The sequence below is a fragment of the Thioclava sp. GXIMD4216 genome (genome assembly GCF_037949285.1).
Taxonomy (GTDB): domain Bacteria; phylum Pseudomonadota; class Alphaproteobacteria; order Rhodobacterales; family Rhodobacteraceae; genus Thioclava; species Thioclava litoralis.
In genome coordinates, this window is record NZ_CP149926.1 from 537,501 (window position 1) to 564,143 (window position 26,643).

General features: G+C 61.7%; 26 protein-coding genes, 1 tRNA gene and 2 rRNA genes (1 of these 29 cut by a window edge). 18 read left to right on the top strand and 11 right to left on the bottom strand.

The features are described from left to right. The 4 genes from WDB88_RS02695 to WDB88_RS02710 form a co-directional block, all read left to right on the top strand. Nucleotides 1-1,613 (top strand): 23S ribosomal RNA (locus WDB88_RS02695) (it extends 1,218 nt beyond the left edge of the window). Nucleotides 1,614-1,685: 72 nt separating this feature from the next. Then, nucleotides 1,686-1,800, top strand: a 5S ribosomal RNA gene (rrf, locus tag WDB88_RS02700). 62 nt (nt 1,801-1,862) lie between these two features. After that, nucleotides 1,863-1,939 (top strand) — tRNA-Met (locus WDB88_RS02705). A 445-nt stretch (nt 1,940-2,384) separates the two neighbouring features. Further along, complete coding sequence (locus WDB88_RS02710) at nt 2,385-2,771, top strand: hypothetical protein (RefSeq protein ID WP_339108404.1); 387 nt, start codon at nt 2,385-2,387, stop codon at nt 2,769-2,771. Between the two features lie 439 nt (nt 2,772-3,210). On the opposite strand, the gene WDB88_RS02715 is transcribed toward WDB88_RS02710, so the two are convergent. Further along, nucleotides 3,211-3,735 carry an invasion associated locus B family protein gene (locus WDB88_RS02715; protein WP_339108668.1) on the bottom strand — a complete coding sequence of 175 codons (525 nt, stop codon included), beginning with the start codon at nt 3,733-3,735 and terminating at the stop codon, nt 3,211-3,213. Between the two features lie 278 nt (nt 3,736-4,013). Here WDB88_RS02715 and WDB88_RS02720 point away from each other — a divergent pair, with 278 nt between their 5' ends. Continuing rightward, nucleotides 4,014-5,915, top strand: a complete 1,902-nt coding sequence (locus WDB88_RS02720; RefSeq protein WP_339108669.1) for an acyl-CoA synthetase — start codon at nt 4,014-4,016, stop codon at nt 5,913-5,915. Here the strand turns inward: WDB88_RS02720 and WDB88_RS02725 are convergent. Beyond that, nucleotides 5,896-6,654: a TSUP family transporter gene (locus WDB88_RS02725; protein WP_339108670.1), complete on the bottom strand. Its 759-nt coding sequence runs from the start codon at nt 6,652-6,654 to the stop codon at nt 5,896-5,898. The genes WDB88_RS02720 and WDB88_RS02725 overlap by 20 nt on opposite strands. A gap of 160 nt (nt 6,655-6,814) precedes the next feature. Between WDB88_RS02725 and WDB88_RS02730 the strand changes: the two genes are divergently transcribed. The 4 genes from WDB88_RS02730 (at nt 6,815) to WDB88_RS02745 (ending at nt 11,270) form a co-directional block, all read left to right on the top strand. Next, nucleotides 6,815-7,699, top strand: a complete 885-nt coding sequence (locus WDB88_RS02730) for a CPBP family intramembrane glutamic endopeptidase (RefSeq protein ID WP_339108671.1) — start codon at nt 6,815-6,817, stop codon at nt 7,697-7,699. A 73-nt stretch (nt 7,700-7,772) separates the two neighbouring features. Continuing rightward, nucleotides 7,773-8,741 (top strand): acetyl-CoA carboxylase, carboxyltransferase subunit beta, encoded by a 969-nt coding sequence (gene accD / locus WDB88_RS02735; RefSeq protein ID WP_339108672.1) that lies wholly within the window; start codon nt 7,773-7,775, stop codon nt 8,739-8,741. Between the two features lie 131 nt (nt 8,742-8,872). Further along, nucleotides 8,873-10,144, top strand: coding sequence for a folylpolyglutamate synthase/dihydrofolate synthase family protein (locus WDB88_RS02740; RefSeq protein WP_339108673.1), 1,272 nt, complete (start codon nt 8,873-8,875; stop codon nt 10,142-10,144). Between the two features lie 85 nt (nt 10,145-10,229). Then, entirely contained in the window at nt 10,230-11,270 is a 1,041-nt protein-coding gene (locus WDB88_RS02745) for an LLM class flavin-dependent oxidoreductase (RefSeq protein ID WP_339108674.1), read from the top strand. Between the two features lie 12 nt (nt 11,271-11,282). Here WDB88_RS02745 and WDB88_RS02750 read toward each other — a convergent pair whose 3' ends face one another. Together WDB88_RS02750 and zapE are read right to left on the bottom strand one after the other, a co-directional pair. Beyond that, nucleotides 11,283-12,212 carry a hypothetical protein gene (locus WDB88_RS02750; protein ID WP_339108675.1) on the bottom strand — a complete coding sequence of 310 codons (930 nt, stop codon included), beginning with the start codon at nt 12,210-12,212 and terminating at the stop codon, nt 11,283-11,285. Nucleotide 12,213: 1 nt separating this feature from the next. After that, entirely contained in the window at nt 12,214-13,311 is a 1,098-nt protein-coding gene (zapE, locus tag WDB88_RS02755; RefSeq protein WP_339108676.1) for a cell division protein ZapE, read from the bottom strand. Between the two features lie 117 nt (nt 13,312-13,428). Here zapE and WDB88_RS02760 point away from each other — a divergent pair, with 117 nt between their 5' ends. From WDB88_RS02760 to WDB88_RS02790, 7 genes are all read left to right on the top strand, one after another. Next, nucleotides 13,429-13,686, top strand: a complete 258-nt coding sequence (locus WDB88_RS02760) for a DUF4170 domain-containing protein (protein WP_339108677.1) — start codon at nt 13,429-13,431, stop codon at nt 13,684-13,686. A gap of 9 nt (nt 13,687-13,695) precedes the next feature. Further along, nucleotides 13,696-14,886, top strand: a complete 1,191-nt coding sequence (locus tag WDB88_RS02765; protein ID WP_339108678.1) for a glycosyltransferase N-terminal domain-containing protein — start codon at nt 13,696-13,698, stop codon at nt 14,884-14,886. 25 nt (nt 14,887-14,911) lie between these two features. Beyond that, nucleotides 14,912-15,913 (top strand): tetraacyldisaccharide 4'-kinase, encoded by a 1,002-nt coding sequence (gene lpxK, locus WDB88_RS02770; protein ID WP_339108679.1) that lies wholly within the window; start codon nt 14,912-14,914, stop codon nt 15,911-15,913. Between the two features lie 168 nt (nt 15,914-16,081). Next, entirely contained in the window at nt 16,082-17,263 is a 1,182-nt protein-coding gene (gene rlmN / locus WDB88_RS02775) for a 23S rRNA (adenine(2503)-C(2))-methyltransferase RlmN (RefSeq protein WP_339108680.1), read from the top strand. Between the two features lie 118 nt (nt 17,264-17,381). Beyond that, the gene (locus WDB88_RS02780) at nt 17,382-17,711 is read left to right on the top strand and encodes a DUF3140 domain-containing protein (RefSeq protein WP_339108681.1); all 330 of its coding nucleotides are present in this window, start codon (nt 17,382-17,384) and stop codon (nt 17,709-17,711) included. A 119-nt stretch (nt 17,712-17,830) separates the two neighbouring features. Then, on the top strand, nt 17,831-18,805 hold the full coding sequence (locus WDB88_RS02785) for an amidoligase family protein (RefSeq protein WP_339108682.1): 975 nt from the start codon (nt 17,831-17,833) through the stop codon (nt 18,803-18,805). Then, nucleotides 18,802-19,527 (top strand): gamma-glutamyl-gamma-aminobutyrate hydrolase family protein, encoded by a 726-nt coding sequence (locus tag WDB88_RS02790; RefSeq protein ID WP_339108683.1) that lies wholly within the window; start codon nt 18,802-18,804, stop codon nt 19,525-19,527. The genes WDB88_RS02785 and WDB88_RS02790 overlap by 4 nt, the downstream gene beginning before the upstream one ends. A gap of 6 nt (nt 19,528-19,533) precedes the next feature. On the opposite strand, the gene WDB88_RS02795 is transcribed toward WDB88_RS02790, so the two are convergent. Beyond that, nucleotides 19,534-20,382, bottom strand: coding sequence for an LOG family protein (locus WDB88_RS02795; RefSeq protein WP_339108684.1), 849 nt, complete (start codon nt 20,380-20,382; stop codon nt 19,534-19,536). A 139-nt stretch (nt 20,383-20,521) separates the two neighbouring features. Here WDB88_RS02795 and dapD point away from each other — a divergent pair, with 139 nt between their 5' ends. Beyond that, entirely contained in the window at nt 20,522-21,349 is an 828-nt protein-coding gene (gene dapD / locus WDB88_RS02800; RefSeq protein ID WP_339108685.1) for a 2,3,4,5-tetrahydropyridine-2,6-dicarboxylate N-succinyltransferase, read from the top strand. 192 nt (nt 21,350-21,541) lie between these two features. On the opposite strand, the gene WDB88_RS02805 is transcribed toward dapD, so the two are convergent. The 4 genes from WDB88_RS02805 to WDB88_RS02820 form a co-directional block, all read right to left on the bottom strand. Further along, entirely contained in the window at nt 21,542-22,102 is a 561-nt protein-coding gene (locus WDB88_RS02805) for a DUF4202 domain-containing protein (RefSeq protein ID WP_339108686.1), read from the bottom strand. 36 nt (nt 22,103-22,138) lie between these two features. Beyond that, complete coding sequence (locus WDB88_RS02810; protein WP_339108687.1) at nt 22,139-23,407, bottom strand: lytic murein transglycosylase; 1,269 nt, start codon at nt 23,405-23,407, stop codon at nt 22,139-22,141. Nucleotides 23,408-23,582: 175 nt separating this feature from the next. Then, nucleotides 23,583-23,951: a hypothetical protein gene (locus WDB88_RS02815; RefSeq protein ID WP_339108688.1), complete on the bottom strand. Its 369-nt coding sequence runs from the start codon at nt 23,949-23,951 to the stop codon at nt 23,583-23,585. A 110-nt stretch (nt 23,952-24,061) separates the two neighbouring features. Then, nucleotides 24,062-24,313: a GlsB/YeaQ/YmgE family stress response membrane protein gene (locus tag WDB88_RS02820; RefSeq protein WP_339108689.1), complete on the bottom strand. Its 252-nt coding sequence runs from the start codon at nt 24,311-24,313 to the stop codon at nt 24,062-24,064. Between the two features lie 183 nt (nt 24,314-24,496). Here WDB88_RS02820 and WDB88_RS02825 point away from each other — a divergent pair, with 183 nt between their 5' ends. Next, entirely contained in the window at nt 24,497-25,111 is a 615-nt protein-coding gene (locus WDB88_RS02825) for a hypothetical protein (RefSeq protein ID WP_339108690.1), read from the top strand. Between the two features lie 87 nt (nt 25,112-25,198). On the opposite strand, the gene WDB88_RS02830 is transcribed toward WDB88_RS02825, so the two are convergent. Both WDB88_RS02830 and WDB88_RS02835 read right to left on the bottom strand, forming a co-directional pair. Continuing rightward, nucleotides 25,199-26,119 carry a DMT family transporter gene (locus WDB88_RS02830; protein WP_339108691.1) on the bottom strand — a complete coding sequence of 307 codons (921 nt, stop codon included), beginning with the start codon at nt 26,117-26,119 and terminating at the stop codon, nt 25,199-25,201. Between the two features lie 77 nt (nt 26,120-26,196). Beyond that, nucleotides 26,197-26,484, bottom strand: a complete 288-nt coding sequence (locus WDB88_RS02835; RefSeq protein WP_339108692.1) for an HU family DNA-binding protein — start codon at nt 26,482-26,484, stop codon at nt 26,197-26,199. Between the last annotated feature and the right edge of the window lie 159 nt (nt 26,485-26,643).

A 26,643-nucleotide genomic window follows, 5' to 3' on the forward strand; every position in this document is an offset into this window, starting at 1 on the left:
TTCTGTGATATAGAACGCTGCCTCCTTAGTATCCTCGGATACATTGGAGGCAATGTTCTGACTGTGAAGCCGGGCTGTAAGGCATCCGGTGGAGTGATCAGAAGTGAGAATGTTGACATGAGTAGCGACAAACAGGGTGAGAGACCCTGTCGCCGAAAGTCCAAGGGTTCCTGCTTAAAGCTAATCTGAGCAGGGTAAGCCGGCCCCTAAGGCGAGGCCGAAAGGCGTAGTCGATGGGAACCAGGTTAATATTCCTGGGCCGTGAGATGGTGACGGATCTGAACCGTTGTTCACACTTATCGGATTGTGTGGGCAGCCTACAGGTCCCTGGAAATAGCCTCTCTATAAGACCGTACCCGAAACCGACACAGGTGGACTGGTAGAGAATACCAAGGCGCTTGAGAGAACCACGTTTAAGGAACTCGGCAAAATGCCTCCGTAAGTTCGCGAGAAGGAGGCCCCATCGCTAGGCAACTGGTGGTGGGGGGCACAAACTAGGGGGTGGCGACTGTTTACTTAAAACACAGGGCTGTGCGAAGCCGTAAGGCGACGTATACAGTCTGACGCCTGCCCGGTGCCGGAAGGTTAAAAGGAGGGGTGCAAGCTCTGAATTGAAGCCCCGGTAAACGGCGGCCGTAACTATAACGGTCCTAAGGTAGCGAAATTCCTTGTCGGGTAAGTTCCGACCTGCACGAATGGCGTAACGATCTCCCCGCTGTCTCAAACGTGGACTCAGCGAAATTGAACTGTGTGTCAAGATGCACACTACCCGCGGTTAGACGGAAAGACCCCATGAACCTTTACTACAGCTTCACACTGGCATCAGGATTGTGATGTGCAGGATAGGTGGTAGCCTTTGAAACCAGAACGCCAGTTCCGGTGGAGGCATCCTTGAGATACCACCCTTCGCACTCTTGATGTCTAACCGCGGTCCGTTATCCGGATCCGGGACCCTGTGTGGCGGGTAGTTTGACTGGGGCGGTCGCCTCCCAAAGAGTAACGGAGGCGCGCGAAGGTGGGCTCAGACCGGTCGGAAATCGGTCGTTGAGTGCAATGGCAAAAGCCTGCCTGACTGCGAGACTGACAAGTCGAGCAGAGACGAAAGTCGGCCATAGTGATCCGGTGGTCCCAAGTGGGAGGGCCATCGCTCAACGGATAAAAGGTACTCTGGGGATAACAGGCTGATGGTGCCCAAGAGTCCATATCGACGGCACCGTTTGGCACCTCGATGTCGGCTCATCTCATCCTGGGGCTGGAGCAGGTCCCAAGGGTACGGCTGTTCGCCGTTTAAAGAGGTACGTGAGCTGGGTTTAGAACGTCGTGAGACAGTTCGGTCCCTATCTGCCGTGGGTGTAGGATACTTGAGAAGAGTTGCCCCTAGTACGAGAGGACCGGGGTGAACGGACCACTGGTGGACCAGTTATCGTGCCAACGGTAGTGCTGGGTAGCTATGTCCGGACAGGATAACCGCTGAAAGCATCTAAGCGGGAAGCCCCCTTCAAAACTAGGTATCCCTTGAGGGCCGTGGAAGACCACCACGTCGATAGGCTGGAGATGTAAGTGCAGCAATGCATTCAGTTGACCAGTACTAATTGCCCGATTGGCTTGATTTGATCCAGTAGTAGACAGACACTCCTACAGATCAAAATCATGCATACAACTTGACTTGCACGCTCTTTATTCGGTTTGGTGGTCATAGCGCTGGCTATACACCCGGTCCCATTCCGAACCCGGCCGTTAAGGGCCAACACGCCAATGGTACTGCGTCTCAAGACGTGGGAGAGTAGGTCACCGCCAAACCTAATAAAGAGCGTCATTCATCTCTATAACGATAACACCCCCCCAAATCAGACACAAAATAACGCGGGATGGAGCAGCCCGGTAGCTCGTCAGGCTCATAACCTGAAGGTCGTAGGTTCAAATCCTACTCCCGCAACCACTTTTACTTGCATACCAACATCACCGCCAACACACCGCCTCGTATTCGGCGGGGTTTGCGCCGTTTCCGCCTCCTGCAACGTAAGAATTGAAGCCAGATCCCCCACAAGCGCGATCGCGTGCCCGTCCATGGCAGCGGCATCCGGCATGAGCCGTACCTGCGAAATCAACCCGCGAAGCGCCTCGCTCGCCTGAAGCTGGTGCGCCGGGTCTGACAGCGACGATGCCAGATCCGCCACTTTCGCCCGATAGGTCTTAGCGAGTCCCGGATGCAGGCGCAGGGCAGGGGGCTCGGGCGCCGCGGCAAGTGTCAACCGTGTCTTCTCGGCCTTCAGCGTCTCCATTCGTGCCTTCATCGATGGATCATACATCCCGTCTTCGACCGCCGCCAATATACCTGAAATCTTCCGCTCCAGCTGGGCAAGCTCACGCTCGGCCTTGGCGCGTTGCACGACCTGCCCAGCCAGCGCGTCGTTCCAGGCGCGGCGGTATTCTTCGACGAACAGAGCAATCAGCTCCGGGTGCATCAGGCGATCCTTCAGCCCGCCGAGCACGCGGGCTTCGAGGTCCTCTCGCCCGATGGTCGCGCGGTTGTCGCAGACTGCCAGTCCCTTGTTCCGGGAGACGGAGCACCCGTAGCGGGTGCGGTTGATCAGGATGTAGTTGCCACCGCAACAGCCGCATTTGATCAAGCCGGAGAGCAGGAACTTCGGTTGGCGCGCGAAATCGCGGCGCAGCGGTGTGTCATCCTGCGCGGTATGGTTCATCTCTTCCCGGATGGTGTCTTGCCGTGCCTTCACGCGGCGCCAAAGGTCATCTTCGATGATCCGTAGATGCTCGACCTCCTTGATGACCCATTCCTCGGGTGGATTGAGCCGAGCTTGACGCTTACCGCTCGCCGGATCCTTCACTAACCGTATGCCGTCCCGACTGTCTGGGTCTTTGCATGATCCGTATTGAGAGCCTCGATCTGCGACGTGGTGCTGGCGATGGCGGCAGCGATCCGGGTGGACTGCGCATCGGAAAGGCGTCCGCTATTTGTACGGAGGGGCATCTTTGGCCAAAGCCCGTCAAAATAGCGGTTTAGCGCAGATGTTTTCAGGCGTATGGCATTGCGCCTGAAGATCGCCCCCGCGTGCGATGTGCTCAATCAGGCCGGTTCTCTGAACATCACCGGCCCGCTTGTGCCCGGATTCTGGTGAAAACCGCACCGGTATCGCGGCAATAAAAAACGGGCCGTTTGGCCCGTTTTTTATTAACTTAAGCGTCCGCTTATTTGCAGCGGCTTTCCGCCTCGCCCATTGCGGCGGTGAAGCCCATGAGCGAGAAGGTGTCCTGCGTTTGCGTGCCGCGCGCGGAATGGGCGGTCAGCTTGACATCGGCACCGGCTTTCAGCGCTGCGATGATCTTCTTGTCCTCGTCAGGAGAACCGGCCCATGCGCCCTCGCCATCGGTGAACAGCTTGAATGTGTTGCTCCCCACGGTCATATCCACGGTCGAGCCACCTGCGAAGGGATAGCCGCCCATGAAAGACACTTCGGGCTGTTTGCCCGGGCGGAAGGTGACGAAGAGCAGGATATCACCACGGCGCACCTGAACCGGCTTGCCGTCTTTGGTGTTCACGGTCGTCTTCGGTGCCGAAACGCCCCAGCATTCTTTCGGGCTGTTTTCAACAAAGACGCTCCAGTCGGTTTCAGCAGCGACACGGTTGGTGGTTTCCTGCGCCAATGCAGGCAGGCTCATGGCCGCACAGGTCATCGCCACGGCAACAGTGGTGCGCAGAACGGAATTCATCATAGATACAGCCTCCAGCTGCTTGGTGCCTCGGTCCCGCCAGAATGGCTTATGCTCTTTTTCTTAGCGTGAAACGGATTTCAACTCGATTTGCGGATAGTAGCGCAAAATTGACCCTACAGGAAAGCCCCTGTGGATGAATTTCACATCATTGTTGAGGCATTCTTCCGATTTCCCGTGCATCTGCGCGCAAGCAAGCCGTGGATTTACCCTGCCAAATTCGTTAGACCAGCACAATCACGCTTGAGGCGGGTATTATTTGACCAGTGGGATGTCGCGCGATGAGACATTTTAAGACCCTAGAGGATCGCCAGACCGTCGAGGCCGAGATGTCCTGGCCCGACCGTCCCAAAGCGCCCACGATCCACCGCTTCCTTTCGCAAACGGCGCAGGCGCATCCGCAGCGTCCGGCGATTTCCTTCCAGCTGTTCTCGGCCCCCAAAGCCCCTGCCGAAACTCTGGACTGGGCCGCGCTTCTGGCGGCGGTGACCCGGCTGGCCAATGCGCTTCATGCGCGCGGGATCGGGCAGGAGGACCGCGTGGCCTATGTGCTGCCAAATTGCAATGAAGCCGTGATCAGCTTTCTGGCAGGTACGGTGGCAGCGACGATCTTTCCGATCAACCCGCTGCTGGATGCCGAACATATCGCGGCGCTCCTGCGCGAGACCCGAACCCGTGTGGTGATCACCCTGCGCGCCTTTCCCCAGACCGATATCGCCCAGAAGATGGCGCAGGCCCTGGCTGATGCGCCCGAGGTCACCGATATCATCGAGATCGATCTGGCGCGCTATCTGCGCGGGGTCAAACGGCTGGCCGTGCCTTTCCTGCGGCCCAAAACGGCGCGGCTTGAAAACCGCCGCTATCACGATTTCCATAGCCTCTGCGCAAGCCAGCCTGCGGACCGTCTGGTCTTTGATGATCCGCCCGAAGATCGTATCGCGGCGATTTTCCATACCGGTGGCACCACGGGCGCACCCAAGATTGCCCAGCATCGGGTCTCGGGGATGATCTATAATGGCTGGTTGGGCGGGCATCTTCTGTTCACCGAAGAGGATGTGCTGCTGTGTCCGTTGCCGATGTTCCATGTTTTTGCGGCCTATCCGGTGCTGATGTCGGCCATCGCCAGCGGCGCGCATGTCATCTACCCCACGCCCGCGGGCTATCGCGGGGCAGGGGTGTTCGACAATTTCTGGAAGCTGATCGAACGCTGGAAGGTGACCTTCCTGATCACCGTGCCCACGGCCTGTTCGGCGCTGATGCAGCGCAAGGTCGATGCCGATATCTCGTCCTTGCGGATCGCGATCTCGGGCTCGGCGCCGATGCCGCGCGAGCTCTATCACCGCTTCACCGCCGCCACGGGGGTCGAGATCGCCGAAGGCTACGGGTTGACCGAGGCCACCTGTCTGGTGGCCGTGAACCCGCCCGACGGGGTCAAGAAGATCGGCTCTATCGGTATTGCGATGCCCTATACACAGGTCAGTATCCGGCGTCAGGAATACGGGGACGAAATCGCCTGTGCCGTGGACGAGATCGGCGAGATCTGTGTGCGCAATCCCGGGGTGGCACAGGATGCCTGCCCCAATGGCGAGGCCCGCCATACCGAAGACGGCTTCCTGCGCACCGGTGATCTGGGGCGTATCGATGCCGATGGCTATCTCTGGATCACGGGGCGGGCAAAGGATCTGATCATTCGCGGCGGGCATAATATCGACCCTGCGGTGATCGAAGAGCCGCTGGCCCGCCACCCCGCGATTGCCAATGCCGGTGCCATCGGCCAGCCGGATGCCTTTGCGGGCGAATTGCCCTGTGTCTATGTCGAACTCTGTCAGGGCCATCAGGTCAGCGAGGCCGAGCTGATGGCCTATCTGCGCGAGCATGTCCATGAACGCGCCGCCATTCCCAAACATATCGAAATCCTGCCGGAACTGCCGAAGACGGCGGTGGGCAAGATCTTCAAGCCCGAACTTCGGCGTCGGGCGATCCAGCGCGTGCTTTCGGATGTTCTGGCCGAAGCCGGACTGGCAGCGCATGTCGCGGAGGTGCGTCAGGACCGCAGGCGCGGGCTTGTGGCGCATATCCGGACCGCCCCCGAATGTGATCACGCGCAGCTGCGCCACAGGCTGGAGGAATTTGCCCTGCCTTACGAGCTGGAGGGCGCGGGCGTTACAGCAGATCCCAGATAAGCTTCAGCGCCAGCAGGCTCGAGGTGGCCACCAGCAGCGGGCGGATCAGTCGGGCCCCGTTTTTCATGGCCATATGCGAGCCCAGCCGCGCCCCGAAAATCTGCGCCACGCCCATCGAGAGCCCCATGATCCACCAAGGGGCGCCCATCGCGGCAAAGCCGATCAGCCCGCCGGTATTGGAGGCGAAATTCAGAAGCTTGGTATGGGCGGTGGCCTTCAGCACGCCATAGCCCGCCAGCATCACGAAGCCGATCATGAAAAAGCTCCCCGTGCCGGGGCCGATCAGGCCATCGTAAAAGCCGATCAGGGGCACGATGAAGGCGGTGAAGGTGGCGGGGGGCATACGCTGGGCGCGGTCCTCGTCCCCCAGACCCGGACGGAAGGCGAAAAAGGCGGCAATCGCGATCAGGATCACCGGCAGCGCATAACGCAGCCCGTCGGTCGGGATCTTCGACACAAGGACTGCGCCCAGCAGACCCGCACAGCCCGACAAAAGCGCCGCCTTCCATTGTGTCCGCAGGTTCACATGCCCCGATCCGGCATAGGATAAAGCTGCGGTGGCGGCTCCGAAGACGCCCTGCACCTTATTGGTGGACAGCGCCTGTAGCGGCGAGGCCCCTGCCATGATCAGGATCGGCACGGTGATCAGCCCGCCCCCTCCGGCAATGGCATCCACAAACCCCGCCAGAAAAGCGGCTCCCAAAAGCAGCATGGCCAGATCGAACGAGACTTCAAACACAGGAACCTCCCTAAGGCCGTATGGATGTGGGAAAAACAGGATCGCGACTGTCTGCCGGCCGGCAGGGAATGTAAAGAGGCGCAACCCGAAAGAGCGTTTGATGACAAGGCCGCGCAAAGCTCTTACTGTGCGGCATATTCTGTAACCGCCCGGATCTGACGTGCCCCATTATCCCCTGCTTGCCAGCTACACCGCCCCCGCCCGTGCCACCGCCGAACTCTGGCGCAGCCTTGTCGGGATTCTCGCGATTATGGCGATCTATGCGCTGGGGGCCTCGACCCTGATCGGGATGAGCCTCGCCCATATGACGGGGATGGCGCAGGTTTTCCGGTTGCAGGAAATTGCCACCGGCTCCAGCCCCTTTGGCGTCACCGTGCTGCTGGCAAGCTTTCTGCCGCTTGTGGCTGGCGTGCTGATTGTCACGCAATATCTGTGCAAACGCCCCGCCAACAGCCTGTTCGGCGCCGGATGGGGGGCCGATTTCCGCCGTGCCTTCTGGCCCCTGCTGGCGCTGGGGGTGGTGATGGCGTGGATCGGTTCACGGGCACCGGATGTCGGCCATGCCACGGCGCTTTCGGCGGCGCTGCCGTGGTGGCCTGTGGTTATCCCGCTTGTCTTCGTGCAGATCTGTTCCGAGGAAGTGCTGTTTCGCGGCTTTCTGATGCAGCAGCTGGGCGCGTGGTCGAACAACAATGTCCTGATCTGCATGGGGGGGCCATCGATCCTGTTCGGGGTGCTGCATTACGACGCGGGCACCTATGGCGCACAGGCGCTGTGGCCGGTGATCTGGGCGGCGTTCTACGGTGTTCTGGCCTCGGATCTGACCGCACGGACCGGCAATCTGGGCGCGGCGCTGGCCTTCCATTTGGTCAATAACCTCTCGGCGATCCTGCTGGTCAGCTATTACGGCCATATCGACGGGGTTGCCCTGTTCAGTATTGTGGTGAACCTCCAAGATTTTAACACAATCGCCCCAGCAATGCTGGTCGATGGTGCGTCAATTACGGTTTCATGGCTTTTGATCCGCCTGAGCCTGCGGGTTTGAACGCTGGTTGATTGCATTTCTTCGCGACCCGTCTTATCTGGACCGCAATAGGAGCCAAAGGGGCCGCAAGAACATGAACTGGATCTCGAACTACGTCCGCCCGAAGATCAATTCGCTTTTCTCGCGCCGGGAGATCCCGGAAAATCTCTGGACGAAATGTCCGGAATGCGGGTCCATGCTGTTTCACCGCGAACTGGCTCAGAACCTGAATGTCTGCACGAATTGCGGCCACCACATGGCGATCAGCCCCCGCAGGCGCTTCGAGGCGCTGTTTGACGGTGGCATCTTCACCGAGGTGAAAGTGCCGGAGCCGATCGTCGATCCGCTGCATTTCAAGGACCAGAAGAAATATCCCGAGCGGATGAAAGCCGCCCAGAAGAATACCGGCGAGAAAGAAGCCATGCTGGTGGTCGAGGGCGAGATCGGTCGCACCCCCATCGTGGCGGCGGCGCAGGATTTCAGCTTCATCGGCGGGTCGATGTCGATGTATGTCGGCAATGCGATTGTGGTCGCAGCCGAACGCGCGGTGAAACTGGGCCGCCCGCTGGTGCTGTTTTCGGCCGCCGGTGGTGCGCGGATGCAGGAGGGGATCCTGTCGCTGATGCAGATGCCGCGCACGACCGTGGCTGTGGATATGCTGCGCGAAGCGGGCCTGCCCTATATCGTCGTGCTGACCCATCCGACCACCGGTGGGGTGACGGCCTCTTATGCGATGCTGGGCGATGTGCAGATTGCCGAGCCCAATGCGCTGATCTGCTTTGCAGGCCCGCGTGTGATCGAGCAGACCATCCGCGAGAAGCTGCCCGAGGGCTTCCAGCGCGCCGAATATCTCTTGGATCACGGTATGCTGGACCGCGTGACGCCCCGCAAGGAGCTGCGTGAAGAACTGATCACCATCATCCGTATGATGATGAACATGCCGCCTGCGATCGCCGCCGATCTGCCTGCGCCGGAAATCAAGGCAGAGGTGCCTGAAGTGGCTGAGGAGGCGCCTGCCGCCGCCAAAGCCGCGCCCCAGCCTGCGGCGGACGCCAAGGGTTGACCTGTCGCGCCGGAGCGACCCGGCGTTTGCACGATATCGGCGGGTCGCGGCGCCGCGGGCATCGAGCCCCCGCCCCCGCGCAGGGATGCGCCATTGGCGCACCCTGATTGCCTATGCCTGAGGGGGCTTTCATGAGGGACACGTCCGATATCATCCTGCAGCGTCTGATGGGGCTGCATCCCAAGATCATCGATCTGACACTGGACCGGATGGAGCGTCTGCTGACCGCTTTGGGCGAGCCGCAGGACAAGATTCCGCCCGCGATCCATATTGCGGGGACCAATGGCAAGGGATCGACCCAAGCCATGATCCGCGCGGGGCTCGAGGCGGCGGGCAAGTCGGTCCATGCCTATACCTCGCCGCATCTGGCGCGCTTTCACGAGCGCATCCGTCTGGCCGGAGAGCTGATTTCCGAGGCCGAGCTTTCTGCCATGCTGGATGAATGCGAGGCCCGCAACAACGGCGGGAATATCACCTTTTTCGAGATCACCACCTGTGCGGGCTTTCTGGCCTTTTCGCGCCATCCGGCGGATTACACGCTGCTGGAGGTGGGGCTTGGTGGGCGGCTGGATGCGACCAATGTGATCACGCCTGCGCTGTCGATCATCACGCCTGTCGATCTGGACCACCAGCAATATCTGGGCGAGACTCTGGCCGAGATTGCCGCCGAGAAGGCGGGCATCATCAAGCGCGGGGTTCCGGTGATCATCGGCCCGCAGCATGACGAGGCGCTGGAGGTCATCGAGGCCCGCGCCGCGCGTCTGGGCGCGCCGGTTCTGGCCTATGGCCAGCAGTGGCATGTGCGCGAAGAGGCGGGGCGTCTGGTCTATCAGGACGAGACCGGCCTGCTGGATCTGCCGCTGCCCAATCTTCCCGGCCCGCATCAGGTGATGAATGCAGGCGCCGTGCTGACGGCGCTGCGCTTCCTTGGCTGTGATGAGGCCGCCTGTGAGGCGGCGGTGACACAGGCCGAGTGGCCCGCACGGATGCAGAAGCTGAAGACCGGCCCTCTGGTCGAGGCCGCGCAAGGTGCGGAGCTGTGGCTGGATGGCGGGCATAACCCTGCCGCAGGCGCGGTGATTGCGGCAACGCTGGACCGCCTGCCCGCCCGCCCCACATATCTGATTTGCGGCATGTTGAATACCAAGGATATCGTGGGGTATCTGCATCCGCTGGCCAAGCGCGCCCGGAGCCTGACGGCTGTGTCCATCCCCGGTGAGGCCAATACCCTTCCGGCAGAGGCCACCGCAGAGGCGGCCACCCGCGCGGGCTTTGCCCATGTGGCCGAGGCAGAGACGGTTGCGCAGGCTCTGGCGGATATTGTCGCGAAAGATCCCCATGCGCGGGTGCTGATCTGCGGCTCACTCTATCTAGCGGGCGCTGTGCTGCGCGAGAACGGCTGATCTTTTTGAACAGGGTCTGTGCGGGAAAGGGGCTGGGGAGCTGGCCCCGTTTTGCCTAGATTGTGCTCCAGCGAAGGAGCCTTTCATGACCCATCTCGAACTTGGCCTCGATACATTCGGGGATATCACGACCGACGATAGCGGCGCGCGGTTGTCGCCGGCGCAGGTGATCCGCAATACCGTGGCCGAAGGGGTTCTGGCCGAAGAGGCGGGGGCCGATTTCATTGGTCTGGGCGAGCATCACCGCCCCGATTTCGCGATCTCCTCGCCGGAGCCGATCATGTCGGCCATTCTGGCACAGACCTCGCGTATCAAGGTCGGAACGTCGGTGACGGTGCTCAGCTCGGACGACCCGATCCGCCTGTTCCAGCGGTTTTCCACCATGAATGCCTTCGGGCAGGGGCGCGCCGAAGTCACCCTTGGCCGCGGGTCCTTTACCGAGAGCTTTCCGCTGTTCGGTTTCGCATTGGAGGATTACGAGGCGCTGTTTGACGAGAAGTTCGAACAGTTCGTCACATTGATCCGCAACGAGAAGGTGAGCTTTGAAAGCCGCTTCCGGCCTGCCCTGAAAAACGCCACGGTCCATCCGCGCCCCGAAGCCCCCATCCGGACATGGCGCGGTGTGGGGGGCTCGCCCGAGAGTATCGTCTCGGCGGCGGCGCATGATCTGCCGCTGCTGGTGGCGATCATCGGCGGTGCGCCTGCGCGCTTTGCGCCGCTGGTGGATCTGTATCGCCGCGCCCATGCGCAGATGGGGACCACGCCGAAAGAGGTCGGCGTGCATAGTCCGGGCTTTGTGGCCGAAACCGACGAGCTTGCCCGCGAGACCTATTTCGAGGGCTACCAGAAGATGCATGCGTCGATTGGCGCCTCGCGGGGCTGGCCGCCGCTGCGGCGCGAGGATTACCTGCGCGAGATCGAACATGGCTCGCTTTATGTCGGCGCGCCCGAGACGGTCGCGTTGAAAATCGCCTCGACGGTGGCGACGCTGGGGCTGAGCCGGTTCCAGTTGAAATACAGCTCGGGTCCGCAGAAAGCCTCGGCCATCCTGCGCAATATCGAGCTTTACGGCACGAAGGTGATCCCGCGCGTGCGCGAGATCCTTGACCAGATGCCCAGAAGCTGAGAGCCGCGCCGATCAGCCAAGCCACGCCTTGGCGACGGGGATCAGGCGGTCCGTGTCGCCGAGGCGGTCGGCAAACCGGCGGACCAATGTCTCGCCCGCGAAGAAGGGCACCAGGTCCTGCCATTCGCCCTGCGGCAGGACATCGCTTGCCGACATGGCCGTAACCTCGTCGACCGGCAGGCCGGCGCGCCCCAGATGCTCCGCGCGGTCGCTCGCCCGCCAGCTGAGGAAACGTGCCACATCACGGGCAATCGGCAGGAGCGGGAACCGGTCGATATCGAAGCCCCAGAGCGTTTTACCGTCAGGGGCGACATTCAGGTTGCGGTCGACGAAATCTCCGTGGCTGCGGGCGCGCAGCACCATCTTGCCATTCAGATCGGGCGCCATACGGGCCAGTTTGTCAAGGATTTCGCCCGATAGCCTGCGCGCCTCGCCCTGCATATGCCGGTGCGGAAGGTCCTCGATCTGGCGCAGCCAGAAAGTGGCGTAGAACCGGCCTTCTTCGCGGGTGGGCGCGGTGTAGCGTGCCAGCCAGTGTCCCGCCGCCCCGACCAGCCGCAGCCGCATATCGGGGGCGGCATCTTTGAGGACGCGATCCAGCCGGAGACCGGGGGTGCGGCCCATGATGATCATGCCCTGCGAGGCGAAAGAGGCCACCAGCGCCACCACCCGATGCGCCCCGTCCTGCATATGGCCCGCATGGCCCAGAGCCTCGGCCATCAGGGTGGCGCGGGCAGGGCCCTTGTCACCGAAGAACTGCTTGAGCACAAAGCTTTCGTCGCGGCGGCGGATGACCGCCACGGCGCGGTCTGGGGTCAGGCGCAGCACCTCTTCCACACGGGTGCCCGCCCAGCCGGGTAACAGGTTCAGAGCGCGTTTCAGATCTCGGGCAACCGCTTCGATCTCTTCGATCCGGGAAATATCGCGCTCTAGGGCCTGCATCTCAGTCTCCGTGGTCTTGCCCCCAATCCGCGGCCTGCATTTCGCGCAAACGGGAGGCGGTGCGTTCAAATTCGAAACTGCCGGTGCCCTCGTTATAGAGATGTTCGGGTTCGGCTGCTGCAGAGGCAATCAGCCGGACCTTCGCCTCGTAGAGCGCATCGATCATGGTTACAAAACGCTTAGCCTCGTTAAATTTAGATGAATCCAGACTGGGAATCCCGTCCAAAAACAAAACGCGAACATTTTCGGCGATAACCAGATAGTCGCCAGCGCCCAAATTTGCGGCACATAGATCCCAGAACGACGCGCGCGCCACGCCATTGTGGTAATGCGGCAACGTGATTTCGCGGCCCTTATGGGCCAGAGACAGTTTCTCGTCATGGCCGCCGGTCAGTTCGGCCCAAAGGCTGTCCATCTGCGTCTTGGCTTCACGGTCGGCGGGGGTGAAATAGACCTGCTGCCCCGACAGACGGTTCTGGCGGTAGTCATTGACCGAGATGATCTCGTGCACCTCCAGCTTGTCGCGCAGGATCGCGATAAAGGGCAGGAAAAGCTGGCGGTTAAGCCCGTCCTTATACAGATCCTCGGGCACGCGGTTCGAGGTGGTCACCACCACGACACCCGCTTCGAACAGCAACTCGAACAGCCGCCCCACGATCATCGCATCGGCGATATCGGTGATCTGCATCTCGTCGAAACAGAGCAGTTTCAGCTCGGAAGCGATTCGTTTTGCCACCGGCTGGATCGCATCCTCGACCTTGGCCTTGCGCGCTTTCTCGATGTCGTTTTGCACTTCCTGCATGAAGGCGTGGAAATGCACGCGGCGCTTGGGCGCTGTGACCGCCTCGCAGAACAGGTCCATCAGCATGGACTTCCCGCGTCCTACGCCGCCCCAAAGATACAACCCCTTGATCTGCGGCGGCGCGGCTTTTTTGCCGAACATACCGAAAAATCCGGCTTTGGGCGGGGTCTCGGGGAGGGTTTCCAGATCGCGGCGAACGCGCTCCAGAAGCGGTAATACGGCGCGCTGCGCATCATCGCCACGCAGGGTGCCCTCGGCCACGCGGGCCTCGTAGATCTGGGAAAGTGTCTGTGTCATGGCAATTAGGTATCTCTTGCTCACGCATTTGAAAAGCAACCAAATGCGCTGCATACCTTGAGAAGCGCGCGCGCTTGGCCTAGGGTCGCGCCATTCTCACAAGAGAGGTTCATCGAAATGCCCAAATCTCCGACGCAACGTCTGCATCTCGTGTTCGGCGGCGAACTCATCGATCCGCAGAAGACCGTCTTTCGCGACGTAAAAGACATCCACATCGTCGGGATCTATCCCAATTATGCGGAAGCTTTCAACGCTTGGAAAGCCGAAGCGCAGCGCACCGTGGATAACGCCCATATGCGTTATTTCATCGCGCATCTCCATCGCCTGCGCGATGAAGAAATGGAAGCGGCGCCGACCGCCGAACTCGGGTTCTGATACCCTATCATGCCGGTTCCGCTCTGGTTGCACCTGAAACTGTCGGGGCTGAACCGGCCATCTGCCCTGCCCGAGCGTCTGACGCCCGTTGCAGGCCGCACGAAGCCACCCATCTGGGTCCGGCTGTCGGGCGTTTCCTCCCTTCCCCATATCGAAGCTGTGCTGCAGATGCTGATCGGGCGTCTGGCGGACCGTCCGTTTATCGTGACAGGTCCTGCGGCTTTGCTGGATCGTGTGGCGCTGCCGCGGGAATGCCATCCCTTTCCCGATCCGCCCGATACCAATGCCGATATCCACGCCGCGCTCACGGTCTGGGCGCCCGATCTGGTGCTGCTGATCGGACAGGATCTGCCGCCTGCGCTGATTTCGGGCGCGCATAGCCACGCGATCCCGATCATTCTGGCGGGCGGGCACCATCCCCGAACCGCCTATGCCGCGCGGCTGCTGCGCATGGTCCATACCATTCTGACCGAGACCACCGAGGAAAACCTGCATCTGATCGGCCTCGGCGCGCATCCGAACCGGCTGATCGCCTGCGGTCCGCTGTCGCTGCCGCCGCCGCCGTTAAGCTGTTCCGGAAAAGAGCTGGTGGCGATGGGCGATCTTTTGCAAAACCGCCCCACATGGTTTGCGACCTCGGTGCCCGAGGACGAGATGGACATGGTGCTTGAGGCCCATATGCAGGCCCTGCGCCATGCCCACCGGCTGCTGCTGTTTCTGGCCCCCGACAGTTCCGGCGATGCCGTGGAGCTGGCGCAGAGGCTGACGGATGAGGGCTGGCATGTCGCGCGGCGCTCTCTGGAGGGCGAGCCGGACCCGCATACGCAGGTCTTCATTGCCGATGACCCCGATGATTACGGCTTGTGGTACCGGCTGGCCCCGCTGTCCTATATCGGCGGCACCTTCAGTGGCCAGTCGCGCGCGCCGCGCTCGCCTATGGAGGCCGCCGCTCTTGGCTCGGCGGTGCTGCACGGGCCGGATACCAGCGCCTTCGAGGCCGCCTATCACGAGCTTCAGGCCGGTCAGGCCAGCAAGCGCCTGACCTCGAAGGACGATCTGTCCGAAGCGGTGATCGACCTGCTTGCCCCGCATCGCGCCGCCTTTCTGGCCCGCAATGCCTGGGATGTTGAAACCGCTGGTGCGGGCGCGATAGAAGCCCTGATCGATGCCATCCATCAGGCCCTTCCCGCCGCGCCCTAATTTCCTGTCATGATCGGAGCCGCCCATGCGCCCGCCCGCCTTCTGGTATAGCGCCCCTTCACAGCCAAGCCTTATGGCAAGATTGCTGGCCCCGTTAGGACATGTGACCGCGAAAGCCACACAGAAGCGTCTTGCGCATAGGGGCGTTCACCTTTCGGTGCCGGTGATCTGTGTCGGGAATATCAATGCGGGCGGCACGGGGAAGACCCCGACCACCATCGCTATCGCGCAGATGCTGCAGGAGGAAGGGCTGACCCCGCATATTGTCAGCCGCGGGCACGGGGGCCATCTGGAGGGGCCGGTGCAGGTTGATCCCGATCGCCATCAGGCGGCGGAGGTGGGCGACGAGCCTCTGCTACTGGCCGCCTTTGCCCCGACATGGGTTTCAAAAGACCGCGCCCGTGGGGGCGAGGCCGCCGAAGCTGCGGGCGCGGATGTCATCTTGCTTGATGACGGTCACCAAAATCCCGGCTTGGTCAAGGATCTGACGATCGTGGTGGTGGATGCCCATAAGGGCTTCGGCAATGGTCGCTGTCTGCCTGCAGGCCCTTTGCGCGAACCTGTTGCAACGGGGCTTGCGCGCGCGGATCTGCTGATGTCGATCGGGAACGAGGCGGCCCAGATGCGGTTCCAGACCCTTTGGGGCGATGCCTTGCCCTGTCCGCATCTCAAGGCCAGTCTGCAACCTCTGGCCACCGGCATGGACTGGCAGGGGCTGGCCTGCCTTGCTTTTGCCGGCATCGGGCATCCCGAGAAGTTTTTCGACACGCTGCGCGGCCTCGGTGCGGATCTTCAGCGGTGCGAGGCGCTGGATGACCACCAGCCCTTTACCCGACAGCTTCTGTCGCGGTTGGAGCTGGAGGCGAGACAGTCCGGACTGCAGCTTGTCACCACGGAAAAGGACGCCGTGCGCCTTCCGGCAAGTTTCCGACCGCAGGTGCTGACGCTTCCGGTGCGGCTGGAGATTGCGCAAAAGGCCATGTTGCGTGATGTGCTCAGGGGCCTGATCCCTCCTCGGCAGGGCTGAAGCCGGAGGGCGGGGCGCAGGTGAGGTTGGCCCGTCGTTGGACAGTTGCAGGGGCGATAGCCACGCCGGTTTGCGGCCCGAGGACCGATGCGCTGGGCCTGTGCGCCTTTGCTATTTGAATTTTGCGCCGAATCCTGTATAGGGGCCACTCATTTTCAGGAAATCGCCATGACCGACGCATCCGCACCGATCACGCAGGACGTGCTGACGATCCCGCGTAAAGACCTCTCTTCCGACAAGATCAATCTTGTCGGCCTCACCCGCCCGCAGCTGCGCGCGGCGCTCATCGAGGCTGGCACGCCCGAGAAGCAGGCGAAGATGCGTGAAGGCCAGATCTGGCAATGGGTCTATTACTGGGGCGTGCGCGATTTCAACGCGATGACCAATCTGGCCAAAGCCTACCGCGAGATGCTGGAGGCCAAGTTCGAGATCCGCCTGCCCGAAGTGGTGACGCGTCAGATCTCGGAGGATGGCACCCGCAAATATCTGCTGCGCATTCAGGGCGGGCATGAGGTCGAGGCCGTCTATATCCCTGAAGAGGGCCGCGGGACGCTCTGCGTGTCGTCTCAGGTGGGCTGCACGCTGACCTGCTCCTTCTGCCATACCGGCACGCAGAAACTGGTGCGCAACCTGACCGCAGGCGAGATTGTCGGCCAGTTGATGCTGGTGCGCGACGACCTTGGCGAATGGCCCGAGCAGAACTCGCCCAAGAACGAACAGCGCCTTGTGTCGAACGTCGTGCTGATGGGCATGGGCGAGCCGCTCTATAACTTCGATAACGTCCGCGATGCGATGAAAGTGGTGATGGATGGTGAGGGGCTGTCGCTTTCGCGCCGCCGGATCACGCTGTCGACCTCGGGCGTGGTGCCGGAGATTGCCAAGACCGCCGAAGAGATCGGCTGCCTTCTGGCGATCAGCTTCCACGCCACCACCGACGAGGTGCGCAACAAGCTGGTGCCGATCAACAAGCGCTGGAATATCGAGGCGCTGCTGAACGCGCTGCGCGATTACCCGCGCCTGTCCAATTCGGAACGCATCACCTTTGAATATGTGATGCTGAAGGATGTGAATGACACCGATGAGGACGCGCGCCGTCTGATCAAGCTGATCAGGGGCATTCCCGCCAAGATCAACCTGATCCCCTTCAACGAATGGCCCGGCGCGCCCTATCAGCGCTCGGATTGGGAGCGGATCGAGCGGTTTGCGGATATCATCTATAAAGCGGGCTATGCCTCGCCGATCCGCACCCCGCGTGGCGAGGATATCATGGCCGCCTGTGGACAGTTGAAATCCGCCACCGAACGGGCGCGGAAGTCCCGCAAGGACATCGAATCCGAGGCCGGTCTGTAAGCCTTCGGGCCGCCCTTCGGGGCGGCCTTTTGCATTGTGACGGTTCCGTAAACTTTTCGGGAACCGGATGCTGCGGCGCGGCGTTCTTTCCAGATCAATTCCTGACCTGGGGGGCATCATGACGCAGGATGAACAGCGCGACATTCTTGATGATTGGCACGATCTGATGAATATGAAACCGGCCGAGCTGGAAGCATGGCTGGACACCGAGGAAAGCCGCAGCGCCTGTGCGATGCTGGGGCAGAACGGCCAGTTGACGGCGCTGAAGGTGCTGGAGCTTGCGCGCCTCAAGCCCACCGATCTGACCGCCGCCGAATGGAGCAAGATGCGCGAGATCACCTTTGATATCGAGCGGACCTTGGCGGCAGGCCGTCCGGCAGATCTGTCGCAGCAGGCCGCTTGGCGCTATGCTTTGATGAATTGCGGCCACGATCCCTTGCGATACTGACGCCCCGTCCCTGACGCTTTTTCCGCGACCGGTGTCGAAAGCCCGCGTTGCGCAAGGCGGTCACATCTGGGGAACGTTTCCGTGATGGGATGCGTTCACCGGATAGGACGGAGACGAGAATGACCGATATAAGGATCGCCGCGCCAGAGCGTTTTGCCCCGCTGCCCAATAGGACCGGACCGGATGGCACCCCGCGCCGTATCGGCGTCGAGGTGGAATTTGCCGGTCTGGACGAGGCGGAAACGGCCCGACTTGCCGCCACTTTTCTGGGAGGCACGGCACAGCGCGCCGAAGGGGATGACTGGAAGGTGCGTGGCACGCGGATCGGTGATCTGGATATCTATCTGGACATCGCGTTGCGCAAATCGCTTTCCGGTCCGCTGCGCGATCTCGGGATGCGGCTCGGGCGCGAGGTGCTTCCGGTCGAGATCGTGACCCAGCCGCTGACTTTGGAGCAGCTTGCCGATCTTTCCACCTTTCTGACAACGCTGCGCGAGCGCGGGGCATTGGGTAGCGAAGCCAGCGCCTTTTACGGCTTTGGCGTGCATTTCAACCCCTCGATTGCGGGGCCGGACCATGTGGTGCGCCCGCTTCTGGCCTATGCGCTGCTTGAACCGTGGATGCGGCGGGCGCTTCCCATCGAGATGACGCGGCAGGCTTTGCCCTTTACCGACCGCTATCCCGAAAAGCTGGTGCGCCATCTGGTGGAACTCGGGCCGGAGGCTTCCCTGCCCGATGTGATCCGCGCCTATCGCGAGGCCACTTTGTCGCGCAATCACGGGCTGGATATGCTGCCGGTCTTTGTCAAGCTGCATCCCGAGATCATTGCCGCAAGCGATGGCAAGGGCGGCACGGTCAATCCGCGCCCCGCTTTCCACTTCCGGCTGCCCGATTGCCGTATCTCGGACCCGCAATGGTCGCTGGATTACGAATGGCGCCGCTGGTGGCTCGTCGAACAGGTGGCTAGCAAGGAAGCGGTGCTGCGGCAGCTTTGCCGTGACTGGCCCGCCGAGCATAGCGGCATGAACTTCCTTGGTCTGGGCTGGCCCGAACATGTCGGGCGCATCCTGCGCGATGCGGATCTGATCGGATGAGCCGCGGGATGCGCCCTGTGATCGGGGTCACCACTTCGGTGAAAACCGGCTGGCGGGTCTTTCCGTTCATCGCCTTCGGGGTCTGGCTGGCGGGGGGACGTTCGGTGCGCTGGAGCACGCGGGGCGAGGCCGATGCAACGCAGGTGGACGGTGTCATCGTGGGCGGCGGGGATGATATCTCGCCCGAGCTTTATGGCGGCGAGCTGGTCACAACGGCCGTGCTGGACCCCGCGCGCGATAGGCTCGAGGCGGGGGTGGTGGCGCAGGCCTTCGATCTGGGGAAGCCGGTTTTGGGCATTTGCCGCGGGTCGCAGATGCTGAATGTGGCACTGGGCGGCACGCTGCATCAGGATGCCTACAGCCATTATGGCGCGCGCAAATATTCGACACTCTTGCCCAAGAAGGATGTGCAGGTGATTGCGGGCACCCGACTGGCCCAGCTGACAGGGGCGGCGCCGATGCGGGTGAACGCGCTGCACAGTCAAGCCGTGGACCGTCTGGGAGAGGGGCTGGTGGTGGCGGCGCGCGACCCCTCGGGAATGGTGCAGGCCATTGAACGGATCGCCGATCCCTTTGCCTTGGGGGTGCAATGGCATCCCGAATATCTCACCTATGCCCGCCGTCAGCGCGCGCTGTTTCGGGCGTTGGTGGCGGCTGCGCGCGCCTGTCGGGAGGATCGCGCGCAGCTTGCCGAAGTCAGTGCCGAGGCGCTGACCCTTTAGGCGGGGTCAGCATTCACACTCGGGGTGGAAAGCCTCCAGCACGGCCATCGCCTCTTCTGCCGTCTCGACAAAGCGCACCAGATCCAGATCCTCATGCGCGATGGTGCCTGCCTCGGCCAGCGCCTCCCAGTTGATGATCTTCTGCCAGAATTCACGGCCGAACAGGATGACCGGCACCCGTTTCATCCGTCGGGTCTGGATCAGGGTAAGGCTTTCGAACATCTCGTCCAATGTCCCGAAGCCCCCCGGAAAGACCACGATCGCCGCGGCGCGCATCAGGAAGTGCATCTTGCGGATGGCGAAATAGTGGAAGTTGAAGGACAGGGCAGGGGTGACATAGGCATTGGGGGCCTGTTCATGCGGCAACAGGATATTCAGCCCGATAGATTCCCCGCCCGCTTTATGCGCACCGCGATTGCCGGCCTCCATCACCCCCGGGCCGCCGCCCGTGCAGACCACCAGCTCGCGGCCATAGGCCTCAAGCGAACGGGCGGTGACCAGTTCGGCAAACCGTTCGGCCTCGGTGTAATATTTTGTCAGCTCGGCCAGTTGCGGTGTCTTGGCGGTGTCTTTCTTTTCGGGCGAGGGAATGCGTGCGCCGCCAAACATGACCACCGTCGATTCGATGCCACGTTCATCCATGATGAGCTGTGGCTTGAGCAGTTCAAGCTGCAGGCGCACGGGCCGCAGCTCTTCGCGCATCAGGAAGTCTTTATCGGTGAAGGCCAGCTTGTAGGCGGGCGAGCGGGTCTGCGGCGTGTCGGGAACACGCTCGGCAGAGCGGGCATCCTCGACACTGTCGCGCAGCGTCGAATTATGCGGCTCCTGAAAGGCGGGGTCGTGTTCGCTGGCCATGAAAACTCCTGTTTCTGAATTTCGGCGAACCTATGCGCTTTGTCGCGGTTCTGCCAGACTCCCATAAAACAGGTTTTGCATTGAGAAATTCCGAAAGCACTGGCATTACGGGTCTCAATCGAAATGCTTGGAGAAGACCATGTCGAATGCACAGCTTGAAGCGGCCATCGAAGCCGCCTGGGAAACCCGCGACACGATCACGCCCGCAACCACCGGCGAGACCCGCGAGGCGATCACCGATACCCTGAACGCATTGGATTCGGGCAAGCTGCGCGTGGCCGAAAAGCAGGCAGACGGCAACTGGCATGTGAACCAATGGGCGAAGAAAGCCGTGCTGCTGGGCTTCCGCCTGAAAGACATGGAAATCCACGAAGGCGGCCCGCAAGGCAGCGGCTGGTGGGATAAGGTCGACAGCAAGTTCAAAGGCTGGGGCGAGAACCAGTGGAAGGCCGCAGGCTTCCGCGCCGTGCCCAACTGCGTCGTGCGCAAATCTGCCTTTATCGCCAAGGGCGTGGTGCTGATGCCGTCCTTCGTCAATCTGGGCGCTTTCGTGGATGAGGGCACCATGGTCGACACTTGGGCGACCGTCGGCTCCTGCGCACAAATCGGCAAGGGCGTGCACCTGTCGGGCGGCGTCGGCATCGGCGGCGTGCTGGAACCCATGCAGGCGGGTCCGACCATCATCGAGGACAATTGCTTCATCGGTGCGCGCTCCGAGGTTGTCGAGGGCGTGATCGTCCGCGAGGGCTCGGTGCTGGGCATGGGCGTCTATATCGGCCAGTCGACCAAGATCGTGGACCGTGAAACCGGCGAAGTGATGTATGGCGAAGTGCCGCCCTATTCGGTGGTCGTCTCGGGCTCCATGCCGTCGAAAAACGGCGTCAGCCTCTATTGCGCCGTGATCGTGAAACGTGTGGACGAAAAGACCCGTTCGAAAACCGGCGTGAACGAGTTGCTGCGCGACTGACTTCCGGTGCAGCCCCTCAGGGCTGCCATTCTGCCAGATAGCCCCCGAAGATCTCTTCGGGGGCTGTTTTCGTAAACAGCCGTACGTTTGCCACGCCCAGACAGGGGGGGCAGACCGGAAGCGGCTTTCCACGAACGGCTCCGGCTCTGGCACATCATCTGATAAAGTCAGGGCAAAATCCGGGGCATAGCCTCAGGCAAAGGCTGCCGCGAAGGCCTCGGGCATCTCGAATGTGGCAAGGGCTTTCTCGCGCGCCTCGGGCGACATTTTACGCGCGGTTTTCCGGACGATCTCCAGAAGCTGCTCCGTCTCTTGGGTCTGCGCGAACCCGCCCAGATAATGGCGGATGAAGGTAAAGCAGATGATATCTTCCAGCGCCTGCACTTCCGTGTCGCGCTTGATCCCTTCCTTGCGCAGCATCTTTTCGACCTGCGCGACATCCTCGGCCCCATAGCCCGCCTCTGCCATGATCGCCCCCACACGGGCGGCATGCCTGCGGCCCTGTTCGCGACGCCATTCCAGATAGCCTGCACGACCTTGTGGATAGGTGTCGCGCGGCAATGTCCAGCGTTCGATATGCTGGCCCCGCGCCGCGATTTTCAGGCGGTCCGAGGCATGGGGACACAGCGCCGCCTGCTCGGCGCTCATGCGCTGACCGTATAGCAGGGCGGCAGGCTGGCCGTCCTCCAGATTGGGGTCTTGCGCATTTGCGGCATCAATGGCGGCGAAAGCGCTCTCTAGCTGGGTCGTCATGGCGGGGCTCCTAACTGGTCCCGCCATGAAAGCGCGTTAGCGCAGGGTCTGCAAGAGTTCCAATGTCGGATACCCGTCCGGTGCCAGACCCGCCGAGCGCTGGTAGGCAACGATTGCCTCGGTGGTATTGGCCCCGATTTTGCCGTCGGTGCCCTGCGTGTCGAAACCGCGCGCGGTCAGGCGCTCTTGCAGTTCGATCTTCTGGGCCTCGCTCAGCGGTTTTCCGGTGCGCGGCCAATCCCGCACGAAGGGCCCCTTGCCCGCGATCCGGTCCGCCAGATGCGACACCCCCAGCGCGTAGCTATCGGCATTGTTGTAATGCAGGATCGCACGGAAATTGCCCGAAATCAGGAAGGCCGGTCCCTTGGCCCCTGCCGGTACGATGATCGAGGTGGCGCCCATATCGGGAAGCGTGCGGCCCTGCGCATCACGCACGCCAAGTGCCGCCCATTGCGCTGCCGTCTTGCGCGTTCCCTTGCCCGTCAGGCCATAGTTGAAACCTGCGGGCAGCACCACTTCGCGGCCCCATTCCTGCCCGCGCTGCCAGCCGGATTTCGCCAGATAGGACGCGGTCGAGGCCAAGGCGTCGGTCGGGTCGTTCGACCAGATGTCACGGCGGCCATCCCCCGTGAAATCAACCGCATAGCTGAGATAGGAGGTGGGGATGAACTGGGTATGGCCCATCGCCCCCGCCCAAGAGCCGGTCATGTGGTCGGCATCGATATCCCCCGCATCGATGATTTGCAGCGCCGCAATCAGCTGTTTGGCGAAAAACTCGCCACGGCGGCCATCATAGGCCAGCGTCGCCAGCGAGGACACCACAGCCATTTTGCCGCGATTGGCCCCGTAATTGGATTCCATCCCCCATACGGCCACGACGACCTCTTTGGGCACCCCGTAGCGCGCTTCGATCTTGTCAAGCGCGGCACGGTTTTGCGCCAGAACCGCACGGCCATTGGCAATGCGGGTATCGGAGACCGCGCTGTCGAGATAGTCCCAGATGGATTTGGTGAACTCGGACTGGTAGCGGTCGCGCTCGATCACTTTGGGGTTATATTTGATGCCACGGGTGGCGCGGTCCCATGTGCGTTCGGAAATCCCGCTCGACAGGGCACGGCTGCGGAAATTATTGACCCAAGCCTGAAAACGGGCCTGCGTGGCCGGATCGGTATCCGGCACCGGATCTGCCACCGGATCCGCCCCCCGCACCATCGGGCGCGGCGAGACATCGACCGGCCCCGCACAGGCCGACAGGCTGGTCAGAGCCATCAGAGAGATGAAAGTCACTTTAGCGGCACGAAACATGGGCGTCCCTTTTTCTGCTCGAACACGCGGCTTATATGCCGCCTTTGTGACCAGTGTAGCAGGACGCCGTTGGGTTGCAATCAAGCCGCTGTGAGCCCGCGTGAAAGAGCAGGACGGGCAGCAGCTTCTTGCCACCCGTTTCCCGCCAGTCGGGCGCAGGTCCGGTATGGGGCGCTTAGCTGTCTTTGAAGAACGGGGTCATCTGCGCAACGATAACCGAATTCTCGTCCAGAGCCCGCTGCATCAGGGCGCGCTCGTCCTCGCCCACCTCATGGCCCTGTTTCTCGCGCTCGGCCAAGGTGCCGTAGCTGTTCACATCCAGCGGGGCCAGCTCGGCCTGTTTGAGGATTGCCACGGTTTCGCGCACGGCTTCGGCCTCGTCGACCCCCGAGGCAAAGCACATCAGCGCCCCGCCTGTCGCCCCTTTGGGCAGGCCGTCATTGGCGCAGCGCCCGACCTCGACGACCAGCGTATAGACCTCCTGCGGGCGTTTGGGCTTTTTCGGGGGCTCGACAGATTTGTCGGATACGGGTTTGTCACTCATCGGGGCGCGCTCCTTTTCCTCTCGCTTAGAAAGCGTAGCCCGTCGCGTCAAACGAAAAAACCTGACCCAAGAGGGCCAGGCTTTTCCGAGACAATGAAGGCGGGGCGCGTTTAGGCGCGGCGGATCATGCGATAGCCGCCGATCAGCAGGCAGGCGCCGATCACACCAACGATCAGCTGACCGATCCAGCCGCCCATCGTGGTGCCGACAATGGCGAACAGGATGAAGTTCAGAACAACGGCACCAACGATGCCCAGAACGATATTCATCAGCAGGCCCATATTCGAATGCATCAGCTTCTCAGCGATCCATCCGGCGAGGCCACCCACGATAATTGCTGCAATCCAACCAAGTCCGGCCATGTTACTACTCCAAGCTAACTGCGTTTGAGCTAACAACACCTGCCAGCGGATTCGGTTCCCGCCCTGCTCGATATCTCTTGTTTTTGTCCTAACGTATTGGGCTGAAACTATAGAAAATTATTGATGAAAAGGCCTGATTTTCCGATACTGGCCGCAGAACGACGATTTCAGCGGAACAAGCCTATGTTGTTGGTAAAGGAATTTCTGCAGGCGCAGGGATTTTCGGCCCCTGCCGAATATACCGAGGTCGAGACATCCGGCACGGATGCGACGCCGCCGGCAGAGACCTGTGCGCTGATCCTCGACAGGCAGAACCTCATCGTGGCCGCCCATCGGCACGGGGTCTTGTTGGGGGATACCGGATTTGTCGAGATCTGTACGCAGGCTTGGGCCGATGTGCTTGAGGGTCCGGACGGGGCGACCGCGCGGAGCTGTGTCGATCTGGCGTTTCAGGGGCAGCGGAGCGGTTTCCAGACGGTTTGGCACGGGCCGGGATATGCCACCCATTGGGATGTCACCATGATGCCGCTACAAGATCGTGACAACCGGATCCAGCATATCCTGATCTGTGCCAAGCGCACGGATATCCGCAGGCGGACCGAAACCGACCTGCGCGAGGAATTGCGGGACATCGCGCATACGCTGGCCAATCTGACATCGGTGACGCGGTCCGGTGCCAAGATCCTGCGCCGCGACAGTATGACGGACGATCTGCGCGGTGATGTGGCCGACGGGCTGGCCGAGTCTGCCGCCAAGGCCGATGCCGCGCTGGAACGGTTGCGCGCCATCCTGAAATAAGCCCGCCGGTTCTGTTCTGCGAGGGGCGGAAAGCGGACGCCCGCGCCTGCCAGCCCCTCTGGCGCGACCGCCCGCAGGGCCAAGCCCCTAGTGGCCAGAGGGGGCGGGCTCTTGGGTGGTGCTGGGGGTCAGCTTCAGTTGCGAGGGGCTGCGTTTGGAATATTGCACGGCGATAATGCCCAGCGTGATCACGGCCACACCGATGAAATCGCCCAAGCCCAGAGGTTCGTGCAGGATGATCGCGGCGAGTGCGACGCCGAAGAAGGGGTTCAGGAAGTGGAATGTGGCCGCCTTGATCGGGCCCAGACGCTCGACCAGAAGGAACCAGACCCACGTCGCCAGAACACCGGGCACCAAGGCGGTATACAGAAAGGCGATCACCAGTTTCGGTGTGTAGATGATATCATGCGGCTCGAAGAAGGCCGAAAGCAGGCTGAGCGGAATGGCTCCGACAAACATCTGCAAGCCGACGGTCATCAGCACATTGCCCCCCGAGGTCGCGCCGCGCACGGCCAAGGTCGCCACGGCCAGCGCCATTGCGCCCGCAAAGCACAATGCCACCCCCATCGGGCTGATCCCGCCCGAAAGACGCGCGCCCATAATGATGGCAACTCCCAGAATGCCAAGCACCAGACCGGCAAGACCGAGCGGCTTCATCCGGTCACGCAATACGATCCAGCTCAGTCCGGCCACGATCAGCGGCATGGTTGAGGCGATGATCGAGGCAACCGAGGCCCCCACCCATTGCATGGCGATGAAATTGAGCCCCAGATAGATCGCGTTCTGGCACAGACCGAAGATGATCACGCCGCGCCATTGGGCGGCACTGAGCCGCAGGCTCTGGCCTAAAGCGGCGGCAAGTCCGCATCCGACAAGACCCGACAGCAGGAACCGCGCGGCCAGCGCCGCCATTGGCGGGGCCTCGGTGACAATGATCCGGGCGGACGTGAAGGCCGAAGACCACATCAGGGCAAAGGCCAGCCCCATGAAAATTGCACGGAAATCCATGATTGTCCTATCCGATACGAAAAGAGGGCCGCGCGAAGTAACGGCGACCCTCTCCAAGATGTCGTTTGTCGGCGAAATTAGCCGTTGACCGAGTCTTTCAGCGCTTTTGCGATGGTGACTTTCACCTGACGGTCTGCCGGTTTGGTCATGGTTTCGCCGGTGGCGGGGTTGCGGACCTGACGCTCGGGGCGATCTTTGCACATGAATTTGCCAAGACCCGGAAGCGTCACAGCGCCGCCTTCAGCCACTTCTTTGGTCACGATTTCGCTGATCGCATCCAGAGCTGCCGATGCAGTCTTCTTATCCGAACCCATGGTTTCGGCCAGAGCGGTCACCAGTTGGGTTTTGGTCATCGGTTTCGACATCAAATATTCCTCTTTGTCGCCCCGCTTTTGCGGGATCAATTATCAGGCGCGAAAATCGCTCGTGGGCCTTGTAACACACGGTTTTTCGCGCGCCTGCAAGGGTTTTTCATATGTCACGCGCGAAAAATCGCGCGCGATACATGAATTCTGCATGATTGG

Bases quoted from the DNA above. Each gene is read 5' to 3' on its own strand.
- WDB88_RS02715 (WP_339108668.1), bottom strand. From the start codon at position 3,735: ATGATGAATTCCGTTCTGCGCACCACTGTTGCCGTGGCGATGACCTGT.
- WDB88_RS02720 (WP_339108669.1), top strand. From the start codon at position 4,014: ATGAGACATTTTAAGACCCTAGAGGATCGCCAGACCGTCGAGGCCGAG.
- accD (WP_339108672.1), top strand. From the start codon at position 7,773: ATGAACTGGATCTCGAACTACGTCCGCCCGAAGATCAATTCGCTTTTC.
- WDB88_RS02740 (WP_339108673.1), top strand. From the start codon at position 8,873: ATGAGGGACACGTCCGATATCATCCTGCAGCGTCTGATGGGGCTGCAT.
- WDB88_RS02745 (WP_339108674.1), top strand. From the start codon at position 10,230: ATGACCCATCTCGAACTTGGCCTCGATACATTCGGGGATATCACGACC.
- WDB88_RS02750 (WP_339108675.1), bottom strand. From the start codon at position 12,212: ATGCAGGCCCTAGAGCGCGATATTTCCCGGATCGAAGAGATCGAAGCG.
- zapE (WP_339108676.1), bottom strand. From the start codon at position 13,311: ATGACACAGACACTTTCCCAGATCTACGAGGCCCGCGTGGCCGAGGGC.
- WDB88_RS02760 (WP_339108677.1), top strand. From the start codon at position 13,429: ATGCCCAAATCTCCGACGCAACGTCTGCATCTCGTGTTCGGCGGCGAA.
- WDB88_RS02765 (WP_339108678.1), top strand. From the start codon at position 13,696: ATGCCGGTTCCGCTCTGGTTGCACCTGAAACTGTCGGGGCTGAACCGG.
- lpxK (WP_339108679.1), top strand. From the start codon at position 14,912: ATGCGCCCGCCCGCCTTCTGGTATAGCGCCCCTTCACAGCCAAGCCTT.
- rlmN (WP_339108680.1), top strand. From the start codon at position 16,082: ATGACCGACGCATCCGCACCGATCACGCAGGACGTGCTGACGATCCCG.
- WDB88_RS02780 (WP_339108681.1), top strand. From the start codon at position 17,382: ATGACGCAGGATGAACAGCGCGACATTCTTGATGATTGGCACGATCTG.
- WDB88_RS02785 (WP_339108682.1), top strand. From the start codon at position 17,831: ATGACCGATATAAGGATCGCCGCGCCAGAGCGTTTTGCCCCGCTGCCC.
- WDB88_RS02790 (WP_339108683.1), top strand. From the start codon at position 18,802: ATGAGCCGCGGGATGCGCCCTGTGATCGGGGTCACCACTTCGGTGAAA.
- WDB88_RS02795 (WP_339108684.1), bottom strand. From the start codon at position 20,382: ATGGCCAGCGAACACGACCCCGCCTTTCAGGAGCCGCATAATTCGACG.
- dapD (WP_339108685.1), top strand. From the start codon at position 20,522: ATGTCGAATGCACAGCTTGAAGCGGCCATCGAAGCCGCCTGGGAAACC.
- WDB88_RS02805 (WP_339108686.1), bottom strand. From the start codon at position 22,102: ATGACGACCCAGCTAGAGAGCGCTTTCGCCGCCATTGATGCCGCAAAT.
- WDB88_RS02810 (WP_339108687.1), bottom strand. From the start codon at position 23,407: ATGTTTCGTGCCGCTAAAGTGACTTTCATCTCTCTGATGGCTCTGACC.
- WDB88_RS02815 (WP_339108688.1), bottom strand. From the start codon at position 23,951: ATGAGTGACAAACCCGTATCCGACAAATCTGTCGAGCCCCCGAAAAAG.
- WDB88_RS02820 (WP_339108689.1), bottom strand. From the start codon at position 24,313: ATGGCCGGACTTGGTTGGATTGCAGCAATTATCGTGGGTGGCCTCGCC.
- WDB88_RS02825 (WP_339108690.1), top strand. From the start codon at position 24,497: ATGTTGTTGGTAAAGGAATTTCTGCAGGCGCAGGGATTTTCGGCCCCT.
- WDB88_RS02830 (WP_339108691.1), bottom strand. From the start codon at position 26,119: ATGGATTTCCGTGCAATTTTCATGGGGCTGGCCTTTGCCCTGATGTGG.
- WDB88_RS02835 (WP_339108692.1), bottom strand. From the start codon at position 26,484: ATGTCGAAACCGATGACCAAAACCCAACTGGTGACCGCTCTGGCCGAA.